This is a genomic window from Streptomyces sp. NBC_01485 (assembly GCF_036227125.1).
Lineage (GTDB): Bacteria > Actinomycetota > Actinomycetes > Streptomycetales > Streptomycetaceae > Streptomyces.
In genome coordinates, this window is the sequence record NZ_CP109435.1 from 4571794 (window position 1) to 4589904 (window position 18111).

19 protein-coding genes and 1 pseudogene are annotated in these 18111 nt (G+C 66.4%); 9 read left to right on the forward strand and 11 right to left on the reverse strand.

Annotated elements, in window-relative coordinates:
* Positions 1-28: 28 nt before the first annotated feature.
* The 3 genes from OG352_RS20795 to OG352_RS20805 all read right to left on the reverse strand — a co-directional run bounded on the left by OG352_RS20795 (position 29) and on the right by OG352_RS20805 (position 1539).
* Positions 29-439, reverse strand: coding sequence for a hypothetical protein (locus tag OG352_RS20795; protein ID WP_329218842.1), 411 nt, complete (start codon positions 437-439; stop codon positions 29-31).
* A gap of 4 nt (positions 440-443) precedes the next feature.
* Complete coding sequence (locus OG352_RS20800) at positions 444-1352, reverse strand: ParA family protein (RefSeq protein WP_329218843.1); 909 nt, start codon at positions 1350-1352, stop codon at positions 444-446.
* Between the two features lie 100 nt (positions 1353-1452).
* Positions 1453-1539, reverse strand: coding sequence for a hypothetical protein (locus OG352_RS20805; protein ID WP_329223901.1), 87 nt, complete (start codon positions 1537-1539; stop codon positions 1453-1455).
* Between the two features lie 70 nt (positions 1540-1609).
* On the opposite strand from OG352_RS20805, the gene OG352_RS20810 reads away from it, so the two are divergent.
* Positions 1610-2005, forward strand: a complete 396-nt coding sequence (locus tag OG352_RS20810; RefSeq protein ID WP_329218844.1) for a hypothetical protein — start codon at positions 1610-1612, stop codon at positions 2003-2005.
* A gap of 171 nt (positions 2006-2176) precedes the next feature.
* The gene (locus OG352_RS20815) at positions 2177-3664 is read left to right on the forward strand and encodes a HEPN domain-containing protein (RefSeq protein ID WP_329218846.1); all 1488 of its coding nucleotides are present in this window, start codon (positions 2177-2179) and stop codon (positions 3662-3664) included.
* Between the two features lie 305 nt (positions 3665-3969).
* Here the strand turns inward: OG352_RS20815 and OG352_RS20820 are convergent, their stop codons facing one another.
* Positions 3970-5148 carry a tyrosine-type recombinase/integrase gene (locus tag OG352_RS20820; protein ID WP_443072308.1) on the reverse strand — a complete coding sequence of 393 codons (1179 nt, stop codon included), beginning with the start codon at positions 5146-5148 and terminating at the stop codon, positions 3970-3972.
* Entirely contained in the window at positions 5111-5899 is a 789-nt protein-coding gene (locus OG352_RS20825) for a GntR family transcriptional regulator (RefSeq protein ID WP_329218848.1), read from the reverse strand. The genes OG352_RS20820 and OG352_RS20825 overlap by 38 nt, the downstream gene beginning before the upstream one ends.
* Before the next feature lie 108 nt (positions 5900-6007).
* Here OG352_RS20825 and OG352_RS20830 point away from each other — a divergent pair, with 108 nt between their 5' ends.
* The 4 genes and pseudogenes from OG352_RS20830 to OG352_RS20845 all read left to right on the forward strand — a co-directional run bounded on the left by OG352_RS20830 (position 6008) and on the right by OG352_RS20845 (position 8585).
* Complete coding sequence (locus OG352_RS20830; RefSeq protein WP_329223902.1) at positions 6008-6415, forward strand: NUDIX hydrolase; 408 nt, start codon at positions 6008-6010, stop codon at positions 6413-6415.
* A 46-nt stretch (positions 6416-6461) separates the two neighbouring features.
* Positions 6462-6887 (forward strand): annotated as a pseudogene (locus tag OG352_RS20835) (ATP-binding protein); the annotation flags it as partial.
* Complete coding sequence (locus tag OG352_RS20840) at positions 6884-7276, forward strand: hypothetical protein (protein WP_329218849.1); 393 nt, start codon at positions 6884-6886, stop codon at positions 7274-7276. The pseudogene OG352_RS20835 and the gene OG352_RS20840, both read left to right, overlap by 4 nt.
* Before the next feature lie 379 nt (positions 7277-7655).
* Positions 7656-8585, forward strand: coding sequence for an IS4 family transposase (locus OG352_RS20845; protein WP_329218851.1), 930 nt, complete (start codon positions 7656-7658; stop codon positions 8583-8585).
* On the opposite strand, the gene OG352_RS20850 is transcribed toward OG352_RS20845, so the two are convergent.
* Both OG352_RS20850 and OG352_RS20855 read right to left on the reverse strand, forming a co-directional pair.
* The gene (locus OG352_RS20850) at positions 8561-10747 is read right to left on the reverse strand and encodes a recombinase family protein (RefSeq protein WP_329218853.1); all 2187 of its coding nucleotides are present in this window, start codon (positions 10745-10747) and stop codon (positions 8561-8563) included. The genes OG352_RS20845 and OG352_RS20850 overlap by 25 nt on opposite strands.
* The gene (locus OG352_RS20855) at positions 10744-11004 is read right to left on the reverse strand and encodes a hypothetical protein (protein WP_329218855.1); all 261 of its coding nucleotides are present in this window, start codon (positions 11002-11004) and stop codon (positions 10744-10746) included. The genes OG352_RS20850 and OG352_RS20855 overlap by 4 nt, the downstream gene beginning before the upstream one ends.
* A gap of 57 nt (positions 11005-11061) precedes the next feature.
* On the opposite strand from OG352_RS20855, the gene OG352_RS20860 reads away from it, so the two are divergent.
* The 3 genes from OG352_RS20860 to OG352_RS20870 all read left to right on the forward strand — a co-directional run bounded on the left by OG352_RS20860 (position 11062) and on the right by OG352_RS20870 (position 12945).
* A complete protein-coding gene (locus OG352_RS20860; RefSeq protein WP_329218857.1) occupies positions 11062-11502 on the forward strand; it encodes a hypothetical protein in 441 nt (146 codons plus the stop codon).
* Positions 11503-11881: 379 nt separating this feature from the next.
* The gene (locus OG352_RS20865; protein ID WP_329218859.1) at positions 11882-12460 is read left to right on the forward strand and encodes a hypothetical protein; all 579 of its coding nucleotides are present in this window, start codon (positions 11882-11884) and stop codon (positions 12458-12460) included.
* A complete protein-coding gene (locus tag OG352_RS20870) occupies positions 12457-12945 on the forward strand; it encodes a hypothetical protein (RefSeq protein WP_329218861.1) in 489 nt (162 codons plus the stop codon). The genes OG352_RS20865 and OG352_RS20870 overlap by 4 nt, the downstream gene beginning before the upstream one ends.
* Positions 12946-13785: 840 nt before the next feature.
* On the opposite strand, the gene OG352_RS20875 is transcribed toward OG352_RS20870, so the two are convergent.
* The 4 genes from OG352_RS20875 to OG352_RS20890 all read right to left on the reverse strand — a co-directional run bounded on the left by OG352_RS20875 (position 13786) and on the right by OG352_RS20890 (position 18041).
* Entirely contained in the window at positions 13786-14388 is a 603-nt protein-coding gene (locus OG352_RS20875) for a hypothetical protein (protein ID WP_329218862.1), read from the reverse strand.
* Positions 14389-14807: 419 nt separating this feature from the next.
* On the reverse strand, positions 14808-15089 hold the full coding sequence (locus OG352_RS20880) for a type II toxin-antitoxin system RelE family toxin (protein WP_329218864.1): 282 nt from the start codon (positions 15087-15089) through the stop codon (positions 14808-14810).
* Between the two features lie 4 nt (positions 15090-15093).
* On the reverse strand, positions 15094-15375 hold the full coding sequence (locus tag OG352_RS20885) for a type II toxin-antitoxin system Phd/YefM family antitoxin (RefSeq protein ID WP_329218866.1): 282 nt from the start codon (positions 15373-15375) through the stop codon (positions 15094-15096).
* 329 nt (positions 15376-15704) lie between these two features.
* Positions 15705-18041 (reverse strand): 2OG-Fe(II) oxygenase, encoded by a 2337-nt coding sequence (locus OG352_RS20890; RefSeq protein WP_329218867.1) that lies wholly within the window; start codon positions 18039-18041, stop codon positions 15705-15707.
* Positions 18042-18111: the final 70 nt, after the last annotated feature.

An 18111-nucleotide genomic window follows, 5' to 3' on the forward strand; every position in this document is an offset into this window, starting at 1 on the left:
CGGATCGAGGTCGAGGTCGAGGTCGAGGCTAATCAATAGCTTCCGGCCCAATTCCGCGAATTGCTTCAGATCGGATTCGGTAGCCAATCGTGGCTTCGATGATTCTATCTTTAGTTTTATCCACGGTGTCGGATCGAAATGTAGGCAAATCGAGGGCCGAAGCAAGCGTTCGGAGTTTTTCTCTATTGAGCCCCAACTCTTCAAGATAGGCGTAACCCTTTTCTCGCGAATCCATCGCCGAAAGTGCTGCTCGAACTTCGACGGGATTCGGGAGGTCTGAAGGCGAGGACCTCTTTGTGTAGCCTTTTCTGGGCAATGACTCACAGACCAGTCGAGCCTGCCCCGTGACCAGTGCATCAATTTCTTCAGAGGTAAGACGTCTCAATAGGTTAGAAATTTGCTTGAGCACTTCGATCGGGACATCGGCAGAGCTACTCATATCGTCAGATTCCCAGCTTCCCTGAGAACTCTCGAACGAGAGCCTCGATTTCTCCAACGATCTTACCCGCACCCGTGGATGAATTCATTACCACGGGAACACCATCTTGTGGAGCTTCGGCGAATAGAGTCTTATTCTCACGCAGGTGATTGGAGAAAACCGGAACACCCAGAGATGAAGTCTGCGCCATGAATGGTCTCAGGGCAGCAATCGGCCGACCCCCGTAAATCTGCATCATGGTGAATACTACGCCGAGAATCCCAGGATCGATCTTATCTACAACGGAGCCTCCATCCTCTAGCTCCGCATACTCGTTATAGTCTCCAACTAGCTCGTTCAGACTGCGGATTAGATAGTCAATTCCCAACGTCGACAAGTAATCCGCTTTGGCTGGAATTAGGATGTGATTGCTGGCAACAATTGCAGTCTTAGTCACAACATTGAAATTAGGAGGGCAGTCGATCAAAATTACGTCATATTCACTAAACTCTGGTTCCAGTAGACCTTCCGCAAGTCTCCGGTGGACGCGCAGATAGTTCAGCTTAGTCTGCTTCATGTTCACGCCCCCAAGTTCTGTTGCCAACTCAAGGTCCACGTTGATTAGCCCTAGGTGTGAGGGAATGAGATGGAGTGATCCGGGGCTATCTTTTAAGCAGTCTTTCATGGCACGTGGCTCGAAAATCAAGCTGGACAATTCCAGACTCACTTTAGAGGCCAAGGAGTCATACCACTGCTTAATTGTTTTTTTCGGGGCAAGGTGACTTTTCCAATAATCTGGCATCACGAGAGAAAATGTAAGACTAGCCTGTGGGTCTAGATCAATAAGAAGTACCTTCTTTTCTCGGAATGCCAACTCTGCGCCAAGATTAGCGGTGAGGGTGGTCTTCCCTACCCCACCCTTGTAATTGATCACTGAAACGACGGGCACTGATGTTCTCCCTAGGGGCGCGCAACATGGGTTAACGCATGTCAAGCTACTCCTCTTGCGGTTCGGCTGTCTGGCATCTCGGCAATCAACCGGCCAGGGCCTCGGCCGGCACCCGGCGCAGGCGGCCTATGAGGACGGAGCCGACCTCGCCGGAAGCGATGAGCGCGTACATGGTGGTGCGGCCGACGCCGAGGCGGCGGCCTCCTCGACGGTGAGCGCGGCGAGGGTCGTGTCAGGGGTGGGTGCCGTGTGTTCCAGCACGAGGGTGCGAAGCCGCTGCTCGGGGACGCCGAGCGCGTCGGCGGGATCGGCTCGACGCCCGAGCCCAGGAGATCCGCCCCCTGCTTCTCGCCGACAGCGGCGCCCTGCTGCGCTTCGGGGGCCCGCTGGAGCCCGTCGCCGAGTGGGCCGACGCGTTCCGCAGCACCGGCCGAGCGCTCGCCCGTGGCGTCCAGGACGGAACAGTCGACCGCGGGCCACGGCAGGTGCTCAGCTACCACGTGATCTTCCACTGGAACCGACTCGGGCTGTCCATGCGAGGGCAGAGCATCCTGGCCTGGGCAGCCAGGGCGGCAATCCTGCACGGCGAGGAGAGTGCTCAGGTGGCGCGGCTGGCCAAATCAATTGACGGCGGGTAGCCAAGCACACGAGGCTCCTGGTGGGGAACAATTGACTGGTTGTGGCAACTCCCACTAGGCACTTCATCGCGCTGCGGAGCCGTCCAACTGGAAAATATCGCAGACAGGTCGGAAAGAAGGCTTCCTGATTCTCTGGAAGCCTTAAGGGACGCAATTTTCTGGAGGAGACTCTTGGCGAATAGCCCGTTGAACCTTGACGAGGCTGGCGAGTGGTCAGGCATCTGGTGGCTACCCGACGACCCAGACCAGCCGATACCAGGTATCCTCCGATATTCGCCGGACGACGGCCTGGTGCTTTCGCTGATTGGTGCGTTCGAGAACCGCATCATGTCGACGCCCTCTCCTGGCCTCACCATTTTCCACGAGGGGAGCCGGAATTGGGACGTCATCCATGGCGCTGCCGAGCAACAGGAGATCTCCCTCATCGGCTGTTACCCGAGCGACGTGAGGCGAACCATCGGTTCACGGGTGAAGAGCCCTGACAAACAAACCGTCGTGGCCATGACCGCCCTCGTCGGAGCGCATGTCAACGGCGAGGATGATGCTGTGTTTTCCGCGGCGGAGATCGCCGTCGAGGACCTCGACTTCTGGGCCGCGTCGTCGGTGTTCGAAGGCTTCCTCGGTGCTACCGATGGCGAGATCGACGGAACTGGGAGCATCTCCGTGAAGCCGGTGCCAACGCGGTCGGTCCTGGTCGCCGGGACCGAATTCCGCCTGCAGCACCAGCACACGCTGCCGTTCTTCGACCACCGCAAAGGCGGCACCGTCGGGCGCATGCACGACACAGCGTTCGTGCGCATCGTCCCAGCCGCCCCATTCTCCCTGGGCGGCGCGCGGGAAGCGGCCAGTCTGGTGCAGGACCTCGTCTCGCTTGCGACCCATCGAGCCGCCGGCGTGATCTGGCTCCGGCTTGAAATGGCGGAGCCGGAGCCCACGCTGCTGCCGGACGGCCACCCCGCGCCAAGGCGACGCGCCGAAGTGATCTACTCGCCTACCGCGCTCGGCAGGGGAAACGCCAAGGCAGTAGACCACAACCGTGTCTTCTTCACGTGTGAATCGCTCCCGTTCGAGGAGGTCGTGCCCCGCTGGCACGAGGCACGCGGCCGGCTGAAGGCAGCTACCAGCATGCTCCTGGGCCTCCGCTACGCCCCGGCCCGCTACGTGGAGAACAATCTCCTGACGGCAGTGGGAGCCGCCGAGGTCCTGCACCGCGGTCTCCGCATCGACGAGAAGCCGTTTCCAAGGGCGGACTTCAAGGCGATGCGCGACGCCATGCTCGAGCAGGTGCCAGGAAGGCACCGGGAGAGGTTCAAGGGAGTCATCCGCAACGACCCAACGCTCCGGGATCGGCTGTACGCCCTCGCCGCGCGCCCCGACCAGGACGCGATCGCGCTGCTCATGCCAGACGTGGACCGGTGGGCCGAAAGGACAACTCGGGCCCGCAACGACCTGACGCACGAGGGAAGGACGCCGAATCACTGCACGGAGGAGCTGATTGCCGTCGTGGAGGTGACCACAGCAGTCATCATTCTCAATCTCTTGCACGAGCTCGGCCTGCCTGCCGAGCGGCAAAGCGAGATCGTGCGGAAGCATCCCCAGCTCAGGGCAACAGCCACCACTGCTCGCGAATGGCTCGTCTCGCCCGGTAGCGTCCCCTGAGCCGCTACGACTGACGACCTCGCTCTTGCGGAGAAGTACCCCGGAGGTAGGGCAGAGGGTTGCAGTTCGGGTTGCATACGGGAGTGTTCACGACCGTTCATACGGCCGATTCGCTACCCCTGCACCGCAGGTCAGAACACCGACGAACCCGCCCGGACCCGCAGACGAACATTTGGAAAGCGTGTTGGGGGCAACCCCTCACGAGTTCGAATCTCGTATCCTCCGCCAGTGCCTCACCGGGCACGATGTCGAAGGCCCCACCGCTTGCGGTGGGGCCTTCGTCGTTGTCCGTCTCAGTTTCCGTCTCAGTTGGTTTTTTCGGCAGCGGTCTCGGTACCAGGCAGCACCCAGAGCGCGTCTCCGACTTGCTGGGCGACCTTGCGGAGCATGGTCCCGGTCACGTGCATGTAGCGGGCGCGCATCCGGGCCGCTCCCCCGGGCTCCCAACCCATGATCGAGTCGATCACGACGTCCGGGACGCCGAGGATCAGGAGCACGGTCGCGGCGGTGTGGCGAGCGTCATGGAGACGGCCGTTCCGGACACCGGCATCCCGGAGCAGCCGCTTCCAGGTGTGGAAGTCGGTGTTCGGGCTCAACGGTCCGCCGACCGGCGAGGCGAAGACGTACCCCTTGCCCTCCCAGTCGGCACCGGCCGCGATCCGCTCCCGCTCCTGGGCTTCCTGATGCTGGCGGAGAATCTTGATCAGCGGATCGGGCAGGCCGATGGTGCGCCGTCCGGCCCGGGACTTGGTCGACTTGTGTTCGCGACGGGTCTGCTCCCGCTTGGGGCAGTAGCCCGCCTTCCGGCCGCACGGGTTGGGGCCGCAGCCGTGCGCGTACTTCGGGCGCAGCCGGTTCTTGCGGATGCGGACGTACCCGGCGGTGAGGTCGACGTCTTCCCAGTGCAGGCCGAGCGCCTCACCTTGGCGCAGGCCGAGCGCCAAGGCGATGACCCGGCGCGCACTGTTGCGGAGCTTGGCCGCCTCGACGAGGAGGCTCTGCACCTCCTCGATCGTGTAAGGCTCGATGTCCTCTTCTTCGAGGCGGGGAGCCTTGGCGATCTCGGCCGCGTTGGTGGCGACGTGGCCACGCCGGACCGCTTCCCCGAGGGCGACTCGGATCGTCCGGTGAGCGTGGTGGGCGGTGCCGGCGGAGCTCCCGGACGCCTGCATCTTCCCGTAGAAGCGTTCGAGGTGCTCCGGCTCCAGGCGGTCGAGCTTGTGAGCACCCAGGCTGGGGACGAGGTGAACGCGTGTGGCCGCGGAAGCCGAGCATGTGGGCGCATGCGCGCAGGCGGAGGTGTTCCAGGTCCTTACGGGCCACCCGCTCCTGCGGGGCCGCGGCAACCACCTTGCCACACAACTTGCCCACTCGTCTATACGAGTAAGCATGTTGGGGTGTACGAGTTCGGAGAAGCGTCCCCGCGCACCACCACCGGTCATGCGCTCACGTGGCCGGGAGTTGGTACGACAGGACGTAGGCATCCGCCGCCATGACCGTGTCGCAGACCTCCACGGGCCGTCCCTCGGTGTCGAAGGCGGTCCGGATCAGGTGGATCACGGGTACGCCGGCCGCCAGGTGGAGCGTCTTCACCTCGGCGGGAGAGGGCATCCGGGCGCGGATCTCCTCCTCGAAGTGGTCGAGGCGGTGGCCCAGTTCTTCGAGGCGGGCGTAGATGCCGCCGGGCCCGGGGTTGGGTTCGGCGATCTGCGTACCGCGGGCGATGTCGAGCGGCAGGTAAGAGGTGGCGAACTCGACCGGGCGCCCGTCGAGGAGGTATCGGCGCCGACGGGCGAGCACCCGCCGCACGGACCCGAGCCGGGTGGAGATGTCCTGACTGGCCTTCTCCTCCTTCACCTCAAGGCTGTCGACCTGCGGGTGACTGCCGACGGCATCAGCTTCGACGATGAACGCGGACTTCCCCTGTTCACGGTGTCGGCGGGCGAACCGGTCGGAGGCGAGACGCCGAACGGGTGGCCGTGGCCGGACGAAGACGCCCTTGCCATGCTCGGCGTGCACCAGGCCCTCACCCTGAAGGATGGAAAACGAGTTTCTGACCGTCATGCGGGAAACCCCGTAGTGGTCCACCAACTCGGCCTCCGAGGGCAGCTTCTCGCCCTCCCGGAACCGCCCACGGTCGATGGCCTCACGCAACTGGTCGGCGATCTGCCGGAAGACCGCACGATCGCTCGTGGGGTCGAGATCACCGAGCAGGCCCGAAGACAGGGGGCTCACGTGTACTCCTTTAGGTATCTAGACGAGTGGGCAAGTGATTATTGCTACGGTGGAGAGCCTAGTCATCAGAGAGGGCCGAGGAACGTGAGCACAGAGCGCCCGCACTCCGTGAGCGTGGCCGGGGTCGTCGTCGACGACCAGGGCCGGGCCCTCCTGATCCAGCGCCGCGACAACGGTCACTGGGAACCGCCGGGCGGCATCCTCGAACGCGAGGAGTCCATCCCCGAGGCCCTTCAGCGCGAGGTCCTCGAAGAGACCGGCGTCAAGATCACGCTCCCCGCGACCCTTACGGGCGTCTACAAGAACATGACGGGTCTCATCGTCTCGCTGGTCTTCCGCTGCGAAGCGGCCGACGGCACGCCCATCACCGGAAGCGAGACTCGCGCCCTGCGCTGGGCCACCCGTGAAGAAGTCTCCGAACTCGCCGACGAGGCGTACGCGATCCGCGTCATCGACGCACTCGACGCGGCGTCCCCGCCGGCCATCCGCGCCCACGACGGCGTGAAACTCGTCTAGTCCGAACCCGCTGCACATGGCGGCCTACCTGCACGAAGGAACTTGTATGCACGAGTATACGAGTACGGCGAGGGTCTGGGGGCTCAGTTGCCCAGGTTTCCCGGAAGAGGTCAGCCGGGCCCGCCGCTGGACCCGGGACATCCTGCGCAACTCCCCTTTCGCCGAAGACGCCGAACTGATCGTGAGCGAGCTCAGCGCGAACGCGATCCTCCACACCGCCAGCGGCCAGGCGTACGGCAGCTTCCACCTGGCCGTAGCCGTCTCGGCGCTGGTGGTCGCGGTCTCGGTGACGGACGACGGAGGCACGGGCACGGCCCCGAAGGCCGGCCACCAGGACCAGGACGCCGAACACGGCCGGGGTCTGGGCATGGTCAGCGCGATCGCCCACCGGGTCGTGATCCACGACAGCAACGGCGGCCGAACGGTCACCGCGGAGCTCTTCACGGACGTACGACGAGGAGGCCACCCATGCCGAGGACGGCGACCAGGCCCGGCTTCTGGTGCGAGTGCTGGACGGAAAAGATCGGCGGGCGGCAACCGCCTACGCTCTTCGGCTCCTTCGACGCCTACTCGGCAGTCGAGGCGAACAACTGGGTGGCGACGATCCTCCGCACCATCTCGCCAGCCCTCGACACGGCTGCTTCCCAAGAGGCGTGGACGCGGCTCCACGACGACCGCATCGACACGAGACGAGCCCTCTTGCGCCGGAAGCCCTGGACGGTCTCCATCACTCACGTCAGCACGCGCATCACATGGACGGTCCGACCAGCGCTCTTCCTGCCGATGGCACACCGTCGGGCCATGGAACTTCCCTCGTGCGCGTACGACTTCAAGCCCCACAGGACCCACGCGACCGACTGAGTCACAACTTTCTCTACTGGTTCAAGGCGGCTCGCTCCGCTCCCCGCGCGCGGCCCGGCCCCCGGCCGGGCCTGCGCTCCTGCCTTCGTCCCGCTCCCCGCCCGGCCGGTGTCCGTGCCACGCTCCCAGCAGTCAGCCACCTGACGCCAGAGAAGGGTTACATCTTGGCTGGGGCGGTCGGCTCCACGGCTTTAGGCCAAGGCCGTGAAGTTACGGCTTCGGAGGCGCTGACAAGTACGCGCTGATCTGCGGTGACTCAGGACGTGAGAAGCGGAGCCCCGGTAGAACTGGCAGTCGACCAAGACAGCCGTTCACAGCACCGGAGGCTCCGCTGTCCGATCAGTGTGTCATCACGCGTGAAATCACGGTAGCCAAGGGCTTGTTCGCCCCCGGGCACCTGGGGGAACTCACCCGGATCGTCCCGTTCGATATGGTCGATGCGGCCCTCACCGAGACCGGCGCCGTCCAGCAGCGAATGCGGAAGATCCCCGCCCGGGTGGTGGTCTACCTGCTGCTGGCCGCCGCCCTGTTCGAGGACTGCGGCTACCTGGCCGTCTGGCGCAAACTCACCGCCGGTCTGGAGGCGATACCGGTCGCGAGGATCACCGGCACGGCGCTCTGGGGCGCCCGGGCCCGTCTCGGTGTCCGCCCCATGCGGGCCCTGTTCGACCTGTTGCGCGGGCCGGCCACGGCGATCCGTACCGTCGGCGCCCGTTTCAAGGGGCTGCTGACCGTCGCGATCGACGGCACCTACCTCGACGTCCCCGACAGCCCGCCGCACCGGGCCCGTCTGGGCAAGAGCACCAACCAGTACGCGACCTCCGGCTACCCGCAGATCTGCCTGACCGCGCTGGTGGCCTGCGGCACCCGCGCGGTCCTGGACGCCGCCTTCGGCTCCCGGTCCAGCGGCGAGACCGTCTACGGCAAGCGGCTGATGCGCTCGCTGCACGACGGCATGATCGTGTTACTGGACCGGGGCTTCTCCGGCAATACGTTCCTGGCCGCCGTCGCCGCCACCGAGGCCGCCTTCCTCGCCCGCGTCTCGGCCGCCCGCAGACCGCCGGTCCTGGCCCGCTTCGACGACGGCTCCCACCTCTCCCGCTTCGGCGGCATCGAGGTCCGCATCATCGAGTGCGAGATCACCATCACCACCAGCCAGGGCCGCCGGACCGGCCTCTACCGACTGGCCACCAACCTCCTCGACCACCACCGATACCCCGCATCCGACCTGGTCAGCCTGTATCACGAGCGGTGGGAAGTGGAGATGTGTCAACCACAGTGCACTCATATATGCGGGTTGGCGGCGTGAACCTGGTTGTCTCGCTCTGCTTCGGGTGGGTCGGTCCAGCGTAGGCGGGTGTAGTAGCCGTGGGGGCGGTTGCGTCGTTCGCGGAGTTCGGCGAGATCGTCGGGGTCGGCTTTGATGATCCACCGCCTGGGCGGTTCGGCTTGTCGGCGTGAGGTGACCCAGTCGCGTTGAATCCAGGTGTAGAGAGTGATGGCGGGCATGTCCAGGGCGCGGGCGAGGTCCGCGAGCCACCATTCGTGTTCGCCGGGGGCGTCAGGACTGGTGGGGGCCTGGTCCGGTTGTGGGGTGGTGGTGTGGCAGCCGAGGCGTCGCAGCAGGTTGCCGATGCCGGCCGGGCCGAAGTGCTCGTTGCGTTTGGGAGGGCGGAAGCCCTCGGCGTCGACCTGGCGGGCGATCTGCGTGGGAGTCCTGCCGGCCGCGTGCAGGGCCCTCAGCCGCTCGACCAGCTGGGGGTAGTAGCTGAGCTGGTCCAGTCGGGCGACCGGGCGCACGGATTCGCCGCTGCTGGTGCGGCCGCCGGCCCAGGTGATGGTGACCGTGACGCGTTCGCTGGTGCCCAGCACGGTGAGCGTGATGTCCTCGACGAGCGCGCGGACGATCTGTTTGCGGTCCTTGTCCGTCGTGGTGGGAGCCGTCCACAAGCCCGGGATGTCCTGGGCGAGGGTGGCAATGGTGTGGCGCTCGGCATCGGTGAGGATGCGCGGGCGGGCGGCGAGGACGCGGTCGTGCTCCTCGGTCAAATGCTGCTGATCGGCCAGGGCCTGTTCCCAGTCCTTCTCCAACTGCCGTACCACCAGGCGGTTCTCCGGTTCGGCCAGGCGGTAGCAGCGGCGGGCCCGGTCCACGGTGATCGCGGCGCGTTCCAGGCGCTGGGCCCAGATCTGTTCCAGGGCGGCCCGGTCGGCCTGCACCTGCTCGGCCGCCCGCAGCGAGACCTCTATCGCGGCCGGCGCCAGGGCCTGGAGCACGGCGGCGGTCACGAAAGCGTCGATGCAGGCCCCGGACAGGGACTGGCAGGGTGCGGCGGCGCCGTAGTCGCCGGCCAGGCGCGCGCAGCGGTACTCGGGCACCGTTCCCCTCTCGCGCACGTGGTAGCCCACCGCCATCCTGCGTCCGCACAGACCGCACCGGGCCAGGCCCGACAGCAGCGCGGAGCCGGCCCGGGGCGAGCCGCGGGCGTCGGAGCGCGAGGCATTGGCGGCCAACTGGGCCAGGTTGGCCCGGTAGTGGTCCTCGGTGATGTAGGCGGGCAGGATCCCGGGGATGAAAACCAGCCAGTCGTCCTCGGCCCGCACCACCCGTCCGGTGCTCGGCCTGCCCGGCTGCTGGCGGCGGGCCTCGACCCGCCGCCGCCCGTAAGCGTAGATTCCCGCGTAGACGGGGCTGTGCAGCATGCACTGCAACGTCATCCGGTTCGGGCGGCGCCACTCCAGCTCGCCCTTGTCCGGACCGCCCCGCAGCCGGACCCCCAGCTCGACGCCGTGGTCGACCAGCCAGCGCAGCACCGCGTGCAAGGTGGTGAGCTCGGCGAACTTGGCGAAGACCAGCCGCACCACCGTCTGGACCTGCTCGTCCGGGTCGAGCACGGCCTCGCCCGAGGGACGGCGCAGGTAGCCGATCGGCAGCGGCACGGCCAGCTCGCCGCGGCGGGCCTTGTTCAACCGCCCGGCCTGCATCCGCTGCTTGATCAGGTGGAGTTCCGCCTCCGCCAGCGTCCCCTTGAGACCCAGCAGCAACCTGTCGTTGTACTCGCCGGGGTCGTAGACGCCATCGGTGTCGGCCAGCAACGCCCCGGAGATCGCGCACAACTCCATGAGCTGGTACCAGTCCCGGCCCGCGCGGGCCAGCCGCGACATCTCGATGCCCAGCACCAGGCCGACGTGGTCCATCCCGATCTCGGTGACCAGCCGCTGGAACCCGGTGCGGGCCACCGCGCTGGAACCGGACTTGCCCAGGTCCTCATCGATGACCATGACCCGATCGGCCGACCAGCCCAGCGCGACCGCCCGGTCCACCAGGGCGTACTGCAGCCGGGTCGACTCCTGATGGTCCAGAACCTGCTGCCGGGAGGACTGCCGAATGTAGATCACCGCGAGTCTGGCGATCGCCCGGTCCGTCACCTTGCTCCGCGAGACCTGCTCCCACGGCATCAACGCCGTCATGACAGCACCGCCTCACCGCTCGCGCCAGTCGCCGGCGGGATCGCGGCCAGCCTCCGGGCCGCCAGCACCACCAGCCACCGCACCGCCACCTGGCGATTCACCTGCGGCAGCAGCGTCCACGTCTCCTCGCCCGGCACCTGCCGGGCCTGGCTCTGGGGCAGCCGCCCCCTGCGTCGTCCACGACGACTCGCCTTCCATCCCACGAACTCGGGCCCGCAGCCGTTCGACCAGCTCGACCAGCCGCAACAGACCCTCACGTGCGATTATCGGCGCTTCACCCTCCTGATGGCTATTCATAAGTGCAGTGTGCTTGGGTGATTGAATCCGCCTACTTCGCGATCAAGAAAACGATGCTGGGCCGCCGGGTCCTGCGCTCCAAGACCTGGGCCGGCATCACCCAGGAGGTCTACGCCCTGCTGAGCGCTTACCAGGTCCTGCGGATCGCGATCGCCGACGCCACCGGGACCACACCCGCAGCCGACCCGGACAGAGCCAGCTTCAGCGTCGCGCTCCGATGCGCCCGCGACCAGATCATCCAGGCCGCGGGCATCATCGCCGACACCGTGATCGACCTCGTCGGAACGATCGGACGGGCCGTCCTGGACCAGCTCATGCCCGCCCGCCGCCTCCGCATCAGCCCCCGCGCAGTGAAACGACCTCTGTCCCGATACGCACACAAAAGCCTCAAGGTCGACCGACGCACCTACAAAGCCACCCTCAGCATCAACATCTTGACGCCGACGATCAGCCCGTAACTTCACGGCCTTGGGCTTTAGGCAGCCACTTTGGCGCGAGCCTCGAAGATCACGGCCCCAACGTCGCGCCGTACCGGGCAGGTCCACAGACTGCCCCCGGAGCTGCTTCGGCGCGAGTGATCATGGCCCCGTAAGCTTCCGGCGCGTCCCAAAAGCTGCTTCGCCGACATGGTTTTGAGGCTCCTCACTTCCCGACCACGCCGCATCGCATTCTCAAGTTCTCCTCAGAGAATTGATCATTTGATTGTCCTGTACATGCCCTAACCCTAGTGTTCAAGTGCTCGATCGCCACGGGGGCGGTCCACCGGAAAGGTGTCACATAGGCATCGGTTCACGGCGCGCTGCGACCGGCGCTGCTACTGCTTTGCTTCTCTGCTTCGTGACTGCGGGTTCTGCTTCCGCCGAAGAGTTGCCGACCGGCGCCAACAGTGCGATATCCGCTGACCAAACGACGGACATCAACGACAGACAGGTCTGGGAGGACGCCACCGATCGGCCAGTCTCCGAGAAGGTGCCGTCCCTGTGTGACACACCGTCCACGTGGTACACCATCACGTCAAAGACGGCTTACCACGTTCCTTCTTGGTGGAACGGCACCAAGTACAAGGACGGTCCGGGTGGCACCATATCCGTGTCCGTTACCAAGACCGGCACCATTTCTGCCGAATTCTCAGCCAGCGGGGAGTGGTCGGCCGGGGCAATCCTCGCGAAGGCCAAGACCACCATCAGCATCAAGATCGGTGCCAGTGTCTCGGTCGCCATCGGTCACAACTACTCCCATGACATCGCCCGGAACAAGTACGGCCATCTGCAGTACGGCTCTTGGGGGTACAAGGTGACCTGGAAGCGGTACCGTTCCGCTGGCGGGAGCAGCTGTGGGGGCGTTGAGATCGCTCATGGGTCTGCGACGCTGCCCACGTCCGAGACTGGCTGGAAGTACTGGGAAACTTCGGCATGACCTATTCGAGCCCGCGAGCATGGCTCGCCGGATGCGCCGTGGCGGCATCCATATTCATGGTCACCTCGTGCACGTCCGGCAGCGCCGACGGTAATGCCTCCAAAGATCACTCGCCGCCTGCTGCGAGTGGTTCTCAGGCGGTAACAGGGGCGTCAGAGAAGAAGCTGACTGAGCAGGCTCAAGCGGCCCTGGCCGCCGTACACAACGGGAAGATGGTCGAGGCCGGCGCGGAGCGGGTCACCGACGGCATCCACACCGAGCCGAGCCTGAGCGAAGGCAAGGCCTACAGACTCAACCTGGTCTGCGTTGGTAACGGCAGTGCGCAGTTGACTTTCACACCGGCAAGCACAGGCACAGAGGCCAAGGTGCCGTGCGATCAGTCAGTGGTCCAGCAGCGGATCACCGTGCACAAGTCGGTACGCATCGATATCGACGGCGCCAAGGGGTCAACCGGCGTGATCGCCTGGCGGATCGACGCCATCTGATCTGGGAATACGAGCGCCCCCAGCACGGCTGCTGGGGCCCTCAAGTCCGTACGGCAGCAAAGTACAGCAACAACCTCAGCGACCGGCCCTGACCAGCCGCGTCCTCGTATGACCCTCAATGGCCGATCTCTGTGGAGCTACGGATCAGAAGGTTGTAAGGATCCTGGGCCCGACACCAGCGTCTGACACCAACAAGCCCGCACAGCGGCGGTCAGCGCCGAACCTCAACGGACGGTCAGCCGAGGACCCCGACCAGATGACCGAAGTCGTCGCCCCCCTGATCGACCTGATAAGGATGAGGCCCGATCTCAAACTCTGTGTCCAGTGCGGCCGCCGTCCCTCAGCCGGTGGACGGCGCCCGCTGACTCAACTCGGCCTCGGTTACTGTCTGGAGGCCCGAGAGCCGGGCGCCATGAAGGGGAGGCCGCCGCCGTGTCGATGAGTGAGAACTTCGCCAAGCTCTTCAAGAGGACGGCCAAGACTCCTGACGGCGACCCGTTCGCGGTACAACGCCCGTGCCCATGCTCGCCGGCATGGCCCGGCTTGGAGACGACGGCGAACGGGCACATGCTCCCGGCTCAGCCCTCCAGCCACTACAGCGTTCTCACGAACCCCGCGGTCGGTCCGTTCATCGCGCGCTGCACTGGTTGTCACGCTCACTATCCCCACCCTTGGGTGATCCCGCAGGGCGCGCCGATGCCTTTCGACTGGGCTCGTGAGGCTCCGCCAACCGTGTGAGCGCCACGCAGGCCCAGCGTGCGCAGGCGGCGTCCTGACTCATGAACGGCCGCAGCTTCCCAAGCTGAGGGCGCCCGCCGTACTCGCAGGCTCCCCGAGGAGTCAGGGCAAGTCCTTCCAGAAGGGGACCGTCGCTCGCGGGTTCCAGCTCTCGTCGACCTCGCCCCGAGCCTCGTCGAACTCCTGGTGCATGTAGTCGACCAGGTCCAGGCCGTAATAGATGACGTCGGTCTGCCACACCGAGAGCACTGGGTGCCCGAAGCTTCCCCGGCCGGCCGGCAGGTATCGGTGGGCATACACGGGCACCAGTACCGGCACCTCCGCCAGCTGATGCCGCGCTGTTGCCAGTGCCAGCGTCCCATCAGCTGGACGCTCATCCCAGCTCTCGTGCCAGAACCCGTTGTGCTCAACGTCGAACAGAACCCCCTCGACCGGCCCGTCGAGCTGTCGACGCAAGCTGTCCAGGTCACCGCCCCGCCACTCAGGCCAGGGCCTGGACCAGGTCTGCCCTTCCTCAGGAGGGATGTTGATCGGGAGCCCGGCCGCAAGGAATGCTCGGTGATCGTCCGCGAACTCGAAGCCGTACTCGCGCTCGATGCGCGTGAACTCGGCCTCCGTCAGCCCCGCCTCGAACTCATAGAGGCCTGTCTTTACCAGGCGATGTGCGGCCTCCGCACCCAGGCGTACTCCCTCATTGCTGATCACCGCCGCACGCTAGCGCTGACCGCAGCCAACCGTCTTAGTTATGCGCAGGCTCCGTCTCAGTTTCCGTCTCATTCAGCCCCGTTCACGGCCGTTCAGACCGGACCAGGAGCCGGGTGCGCCCCACCGGCCAACCGTCCATGAACGCAGGTGAACACCCCTGCACAATGCCCGAGGCCCCACCACCACAGTTGGAAAGCGTGTTGGGGGCAACCCCTCACGAGTTCGAATCTCGTATCCTCCGCAACCGCCTGAACAGGCGAAACGAAGAGCCGGGCCGCAATTGCGGCCCGGCTCTTCGGTGTGCGTCGGTTGCAGTTTTGGTTGCGCTTACAGGTGACATTCAGGATATATCGACAAGCAGGCAGGCGCACGCCCCGCGCCCCCCGGCGGGCAGTCGGCATCAACCTGCACTGCGGGGCCTACGGAACTTGGCGGTAGATGTCGCGGCGGTTGCCTACGGCCAGGACCCACACGATCAACTGGCCGTCCTCAACGGAGTAGACAACGCGGTAGTCGCCGACTCTGAGCCGCCAGCGGGCACTGTGCCCCTGGAGGGCCTTGATGTCGAACGACGCAGTCTCTCCCGCGTCCATCGCCTTCTGGAGTTCGGCGAGGCGGTAAAGGATGCGCAGGGCGTCCGGGCGCGGGATCTTGAGCATGTCCCGCTGGGCGTGCGGCGTGAAGCGCGTGACGTGCCCCATCAGGTCAGCCCTGATCGGCACGCAGCAAGGCGGCCATCTCTTCGAGCGAGACCGACCCCTCCGCACCCTCGGACTCGGCTTCGTCGGCCAGCTGGTTGAGCCACGCCTCTTCGGCGTTCTCCGCGATCTCACGCAGGCGCTGGTACTCCTGGATGTCGATCACGACGGCTTCCTGCTTGCCCCGCCGAGTGATGATCGTCGGGGTGTCCTCCCGGCGGGCGCGATCGATGACGTCAGCGAGGTGACTGCGGACATCCGCCATGGATTCGATCACTGGCTCAATCATGTCATGAATGTATCAGATGTACATGAAGGCTCGGGTGGTACCGGGAGGCCGCGGCGACATCGATCTCCGCGGCGTTTTCATCCGCCTCTCGATCACGAGGTGAGCCCGCGCACCCCACTGTCATAGAGACCGGGCCGGCACGTGGCGATCAGGGGGCTGCCTCTCGCGGCTCGAAACGCTTCGCCGCCCGGCACTCCACGACGACACGGCCGCCGATCATGAGTGCGAATCCGCGAATCGTTGTGTGCAGATCGCAAACTCCGACCGAGAAACCCACTGGTCGTACGGCGCCCGGCCGAGATCAGTAGCCGTTTGCACCACGCCGCGTGTTACGGCCTCGACTCAACTCCGGCCTCGCCGGAAAGGTTCCATGTCGAGGCCAGCCAGGTCAGGTCGGCTCCGGCCTGGCGGCGGGTCGCCCGCTCGCGCGAGAACAGTTCCTCGGTCTTCGTCAGCACCAGCGTGTACGGGCGTCCCTGCCGCCTGGTCTGATGGTCTACGGGCAGCTCGGCCGTGTCGATCCTGCTGTGCACGTGCCGCCGTCCGTCCTTCGCCAGCGGCCACTCCAGTGTCCGCCGCGAACGGGAGCCGAGAAACGCACCCAGGGTGCCGCACAGCTCGCAGCCGCACCCGGTCCACGCCACCGACCAGTCATCCGCGGCGCGCGGCGCCCGTCGCGCGAGCGCGCCGAGCCGGTCCCCGCACTCCCGTGCCACCGCTCCGAGCCCCGCCGCCCGGGGCTCGCCCTCCGTCTGTTCCTGCGCCGCGTGGCGCAGCATCGGCAGCAGGCACTCGAGGGCCGTGTCCGGGCAGGAACGCAACGCTGCCATGATCCGGCCGCGCAGCTTCGCGTCGGCCGCTTCCAGGATGCGCAGCAGCGGCAGGCTCAGCCGCTCCAACTGCGCGTGGCGGATCTCGGCCGGCCCGGTTTCGGCCCACAGCCGCAGCTCACCGTCCACCTGGGTCCAGGCCCCGGTCAACAGCAGCTGGGCCACCGCCGGACTCCGGGCGGAGCGCAGCGCCGCGCACAGCTGGGGAAGCCGCTCGGTCCAGTCGTACCGGTGTTCCTCGAAGCGGTTCTGCGCGCCACCGAACCAGCCCTCGGTGACCTGGTCCAGCCACGGGACGCCGTACCGCTTCGCCACCGCGGCCAGATCGTCCGCGTATTCCGGAGTGAGTGCGTCGGTCCGGAACGGCTCGAGGAGCATCGCGGCGGTCCCGGGCGCCTGAAGGCCCTCGGCCACCCGCAGCGCGCTCCCCAGCTGCCCGGGCTGTACACCACTGCCCTTCCAGAACGGCGCGAGGGACTCGGCCGCGGCGCGTGCGCCGTCCCGGTCGCCCTTGGTGATACGGGCCTGCAGTTCCTGGAGTGCCCACCGCGATCCGGCCTCGCCGCGCGCCGCGAAGGCCCGCTCTCGTGGCCACACCACGACCGCGGCCCGCCGGTACCAGCGGTCCAGCGTGTTGCCGTAGTTGCCCATGTAGCCCTCGTACTGGGAGTCATAGGGCTTCAGGTGCGCACTCGGGGTACTGGCGCAACTCTCGTAGTCGCGGACGTACAACGAGATCTGCTCGCCGCCGGCGCCATCCGGACCGGTCCACCAGCCGAGGGTGATCTCGTCGTCGATCAGCTCGCCGAGCTCGTAGTCCTCGTCGGCACCCGCGCCGCCGACCGCGGCTGCTTCCTCTCCCTCTTCCTCCTCGTCCTCCTCTTCGTAGCCGTAGTCGTCCCAGGGGTCGTACCCGGCCGGAGTGGCGTCCCAGGTCTCCTTCACCTCGGCGAGGGCGAGTACCGTCTCGCACCCCGCCTGGGCGGCCGCGGCGCGCAGCAGCGCGGCACGCTCCGCGTCGGCGCCCTTGAGCCGGTCCCAGCCGAGACCCCTCTGGGTGTACTCGTGATCGAGCAGGTAGACAAGACGACGGGGCGGATCGAGGTCCTGGCCGCCGTAGCGCGGCCTGGTCGGTGCGTTGAAGTGTTGCTCCAGGCAGTGCGCCATGTCGCCGAGCGGGCCGGACTCCCGCTCCGGGGCCCCTCGCTCGGCCAGCAGGTTGAACGTGAGGGTCACCCGGTGGCCGCTCCTGACCGGTGTCACCTCGTGCGGGCAGTCGGCGTAGAAGGCCACCAGGCTCAGCTCCGTCTTCGACGCACGGTAGGTCCGGCTCTGCCCGGCGTGCCCGATGACCAGCTCGCCGCCGGTGTGTGGCGAGGGCAGCGACAGCACCAGCGTGCCCACCATGGCGTCGTCCTTCTCCGAGTCCTGGTGAGGGAGGAAGAACTGCCCCTTGCCGTACACGAGGAGCGCGTGCGGCTCGGCCCTCAGCCTGCTCGACGCGGGGAGCCCGAGTTCGCCCCGGAAGTACTCCAGCGCGCCGTCGAGCAGCGTCGGCCAGGCCGGGCCGCCCAGCGTGACCTGGTCCGGCGGGATCTGCCAGGTGTCGCGCACACTGCTGTCGCTCAGGGTGTCCTCCCCCCGGCCGAACAGTGCCGGACGCGCCACCGCGATCAGCTTCTTCACCTGAGGCGCGCGCAGCGGCAGCCGCACCGGTCCGACCCCGGCCACCTCAAGGCCGACGCCGTCCGCCGGTGCTTCGAGCCGGGCGCTGAACTCCGCCGCCTTCGACCCGCCGAGCAGCACGCCCAGCCGCTCCCTCGGGCTTTTGGCCATCACTCCGTCCTCCCTGTTCCCGCGGCCGTGTCGCCTCGACCCGACTCTACGGAGCAGCGGGACCGCGGGT

What these genes read in the sequence shown, in the direction of transcription:
- OG352_RS20795 (WP_329218842.1), bottom strand. Translation starts at nt 439, where the DNA reads ATGAGTAGCTCTGCCGATGTCCCGATCGAAGTGCTCAAGCAAATTTCT.
- OG352_RS20805 (WP_329223901.1), bottom strand. Translation starts at nt 1,539, where the DNA reads ATGTACGCGCTCATCGCTTCCGGCGAGGTCGGCTCCGTCCTCATAGGC.
- OG352_RS20820 (WP_443072308.1), bottom strand. Translation starts at nt 5,148, where the DNA reads ATGCCTACGTCCTGTCGTACCAACTCCCGGCCACGTGAGCGCATGACC.
- OG352_RS20840 (WP_329218849.1), top strand. Translation starts at nt 6,884, where the DNA reads ATGCCGAGGACGGCGACCAGGCCCGGCTTCTGGTGCGAGTGCTGGACG.
- OG352_RS20850 (WP_329218853.1), bottom strand. Translation starts at nt 10,747, where the DNA reads ATGACGGCGTTGATGCCGTGGGAGCAGGTCTCGCGGAGCAAGGTGACG.
- OG352_RS20870 (WP_329218861.1), top strand. Translation starts at nt 12,457, where the DNA reads ATGACCTATTCGAGCCCGCGAGCATGGCTCGCCGGATGCGCCGTGGCG.
- OG352_RS20880 (WP_329218864.1), bottom strand. Translation starts at nt 15,089, where the DNA reads ATGGGGCACGTCACGCGCTTCACGCCGCACGCCCAGCGGGACATGCTC.
- OG352_RS20885 (WP_329218866.1), bottom strand. Translation starts at nt 15,375, where the DNA reads ATGATTGAGCCAGTGATCGAATCCATGGCGGATGTCCGCAGTCACCTC.
- OG352_RS20890 (WP_329218867.1), bottom strand. Translation starts at nt 18,041, where the DNA reads ATGGCCAAAAGCCCGAGGGAGCGGCTGGGCGTGCTGCTCGGCGGGTCG.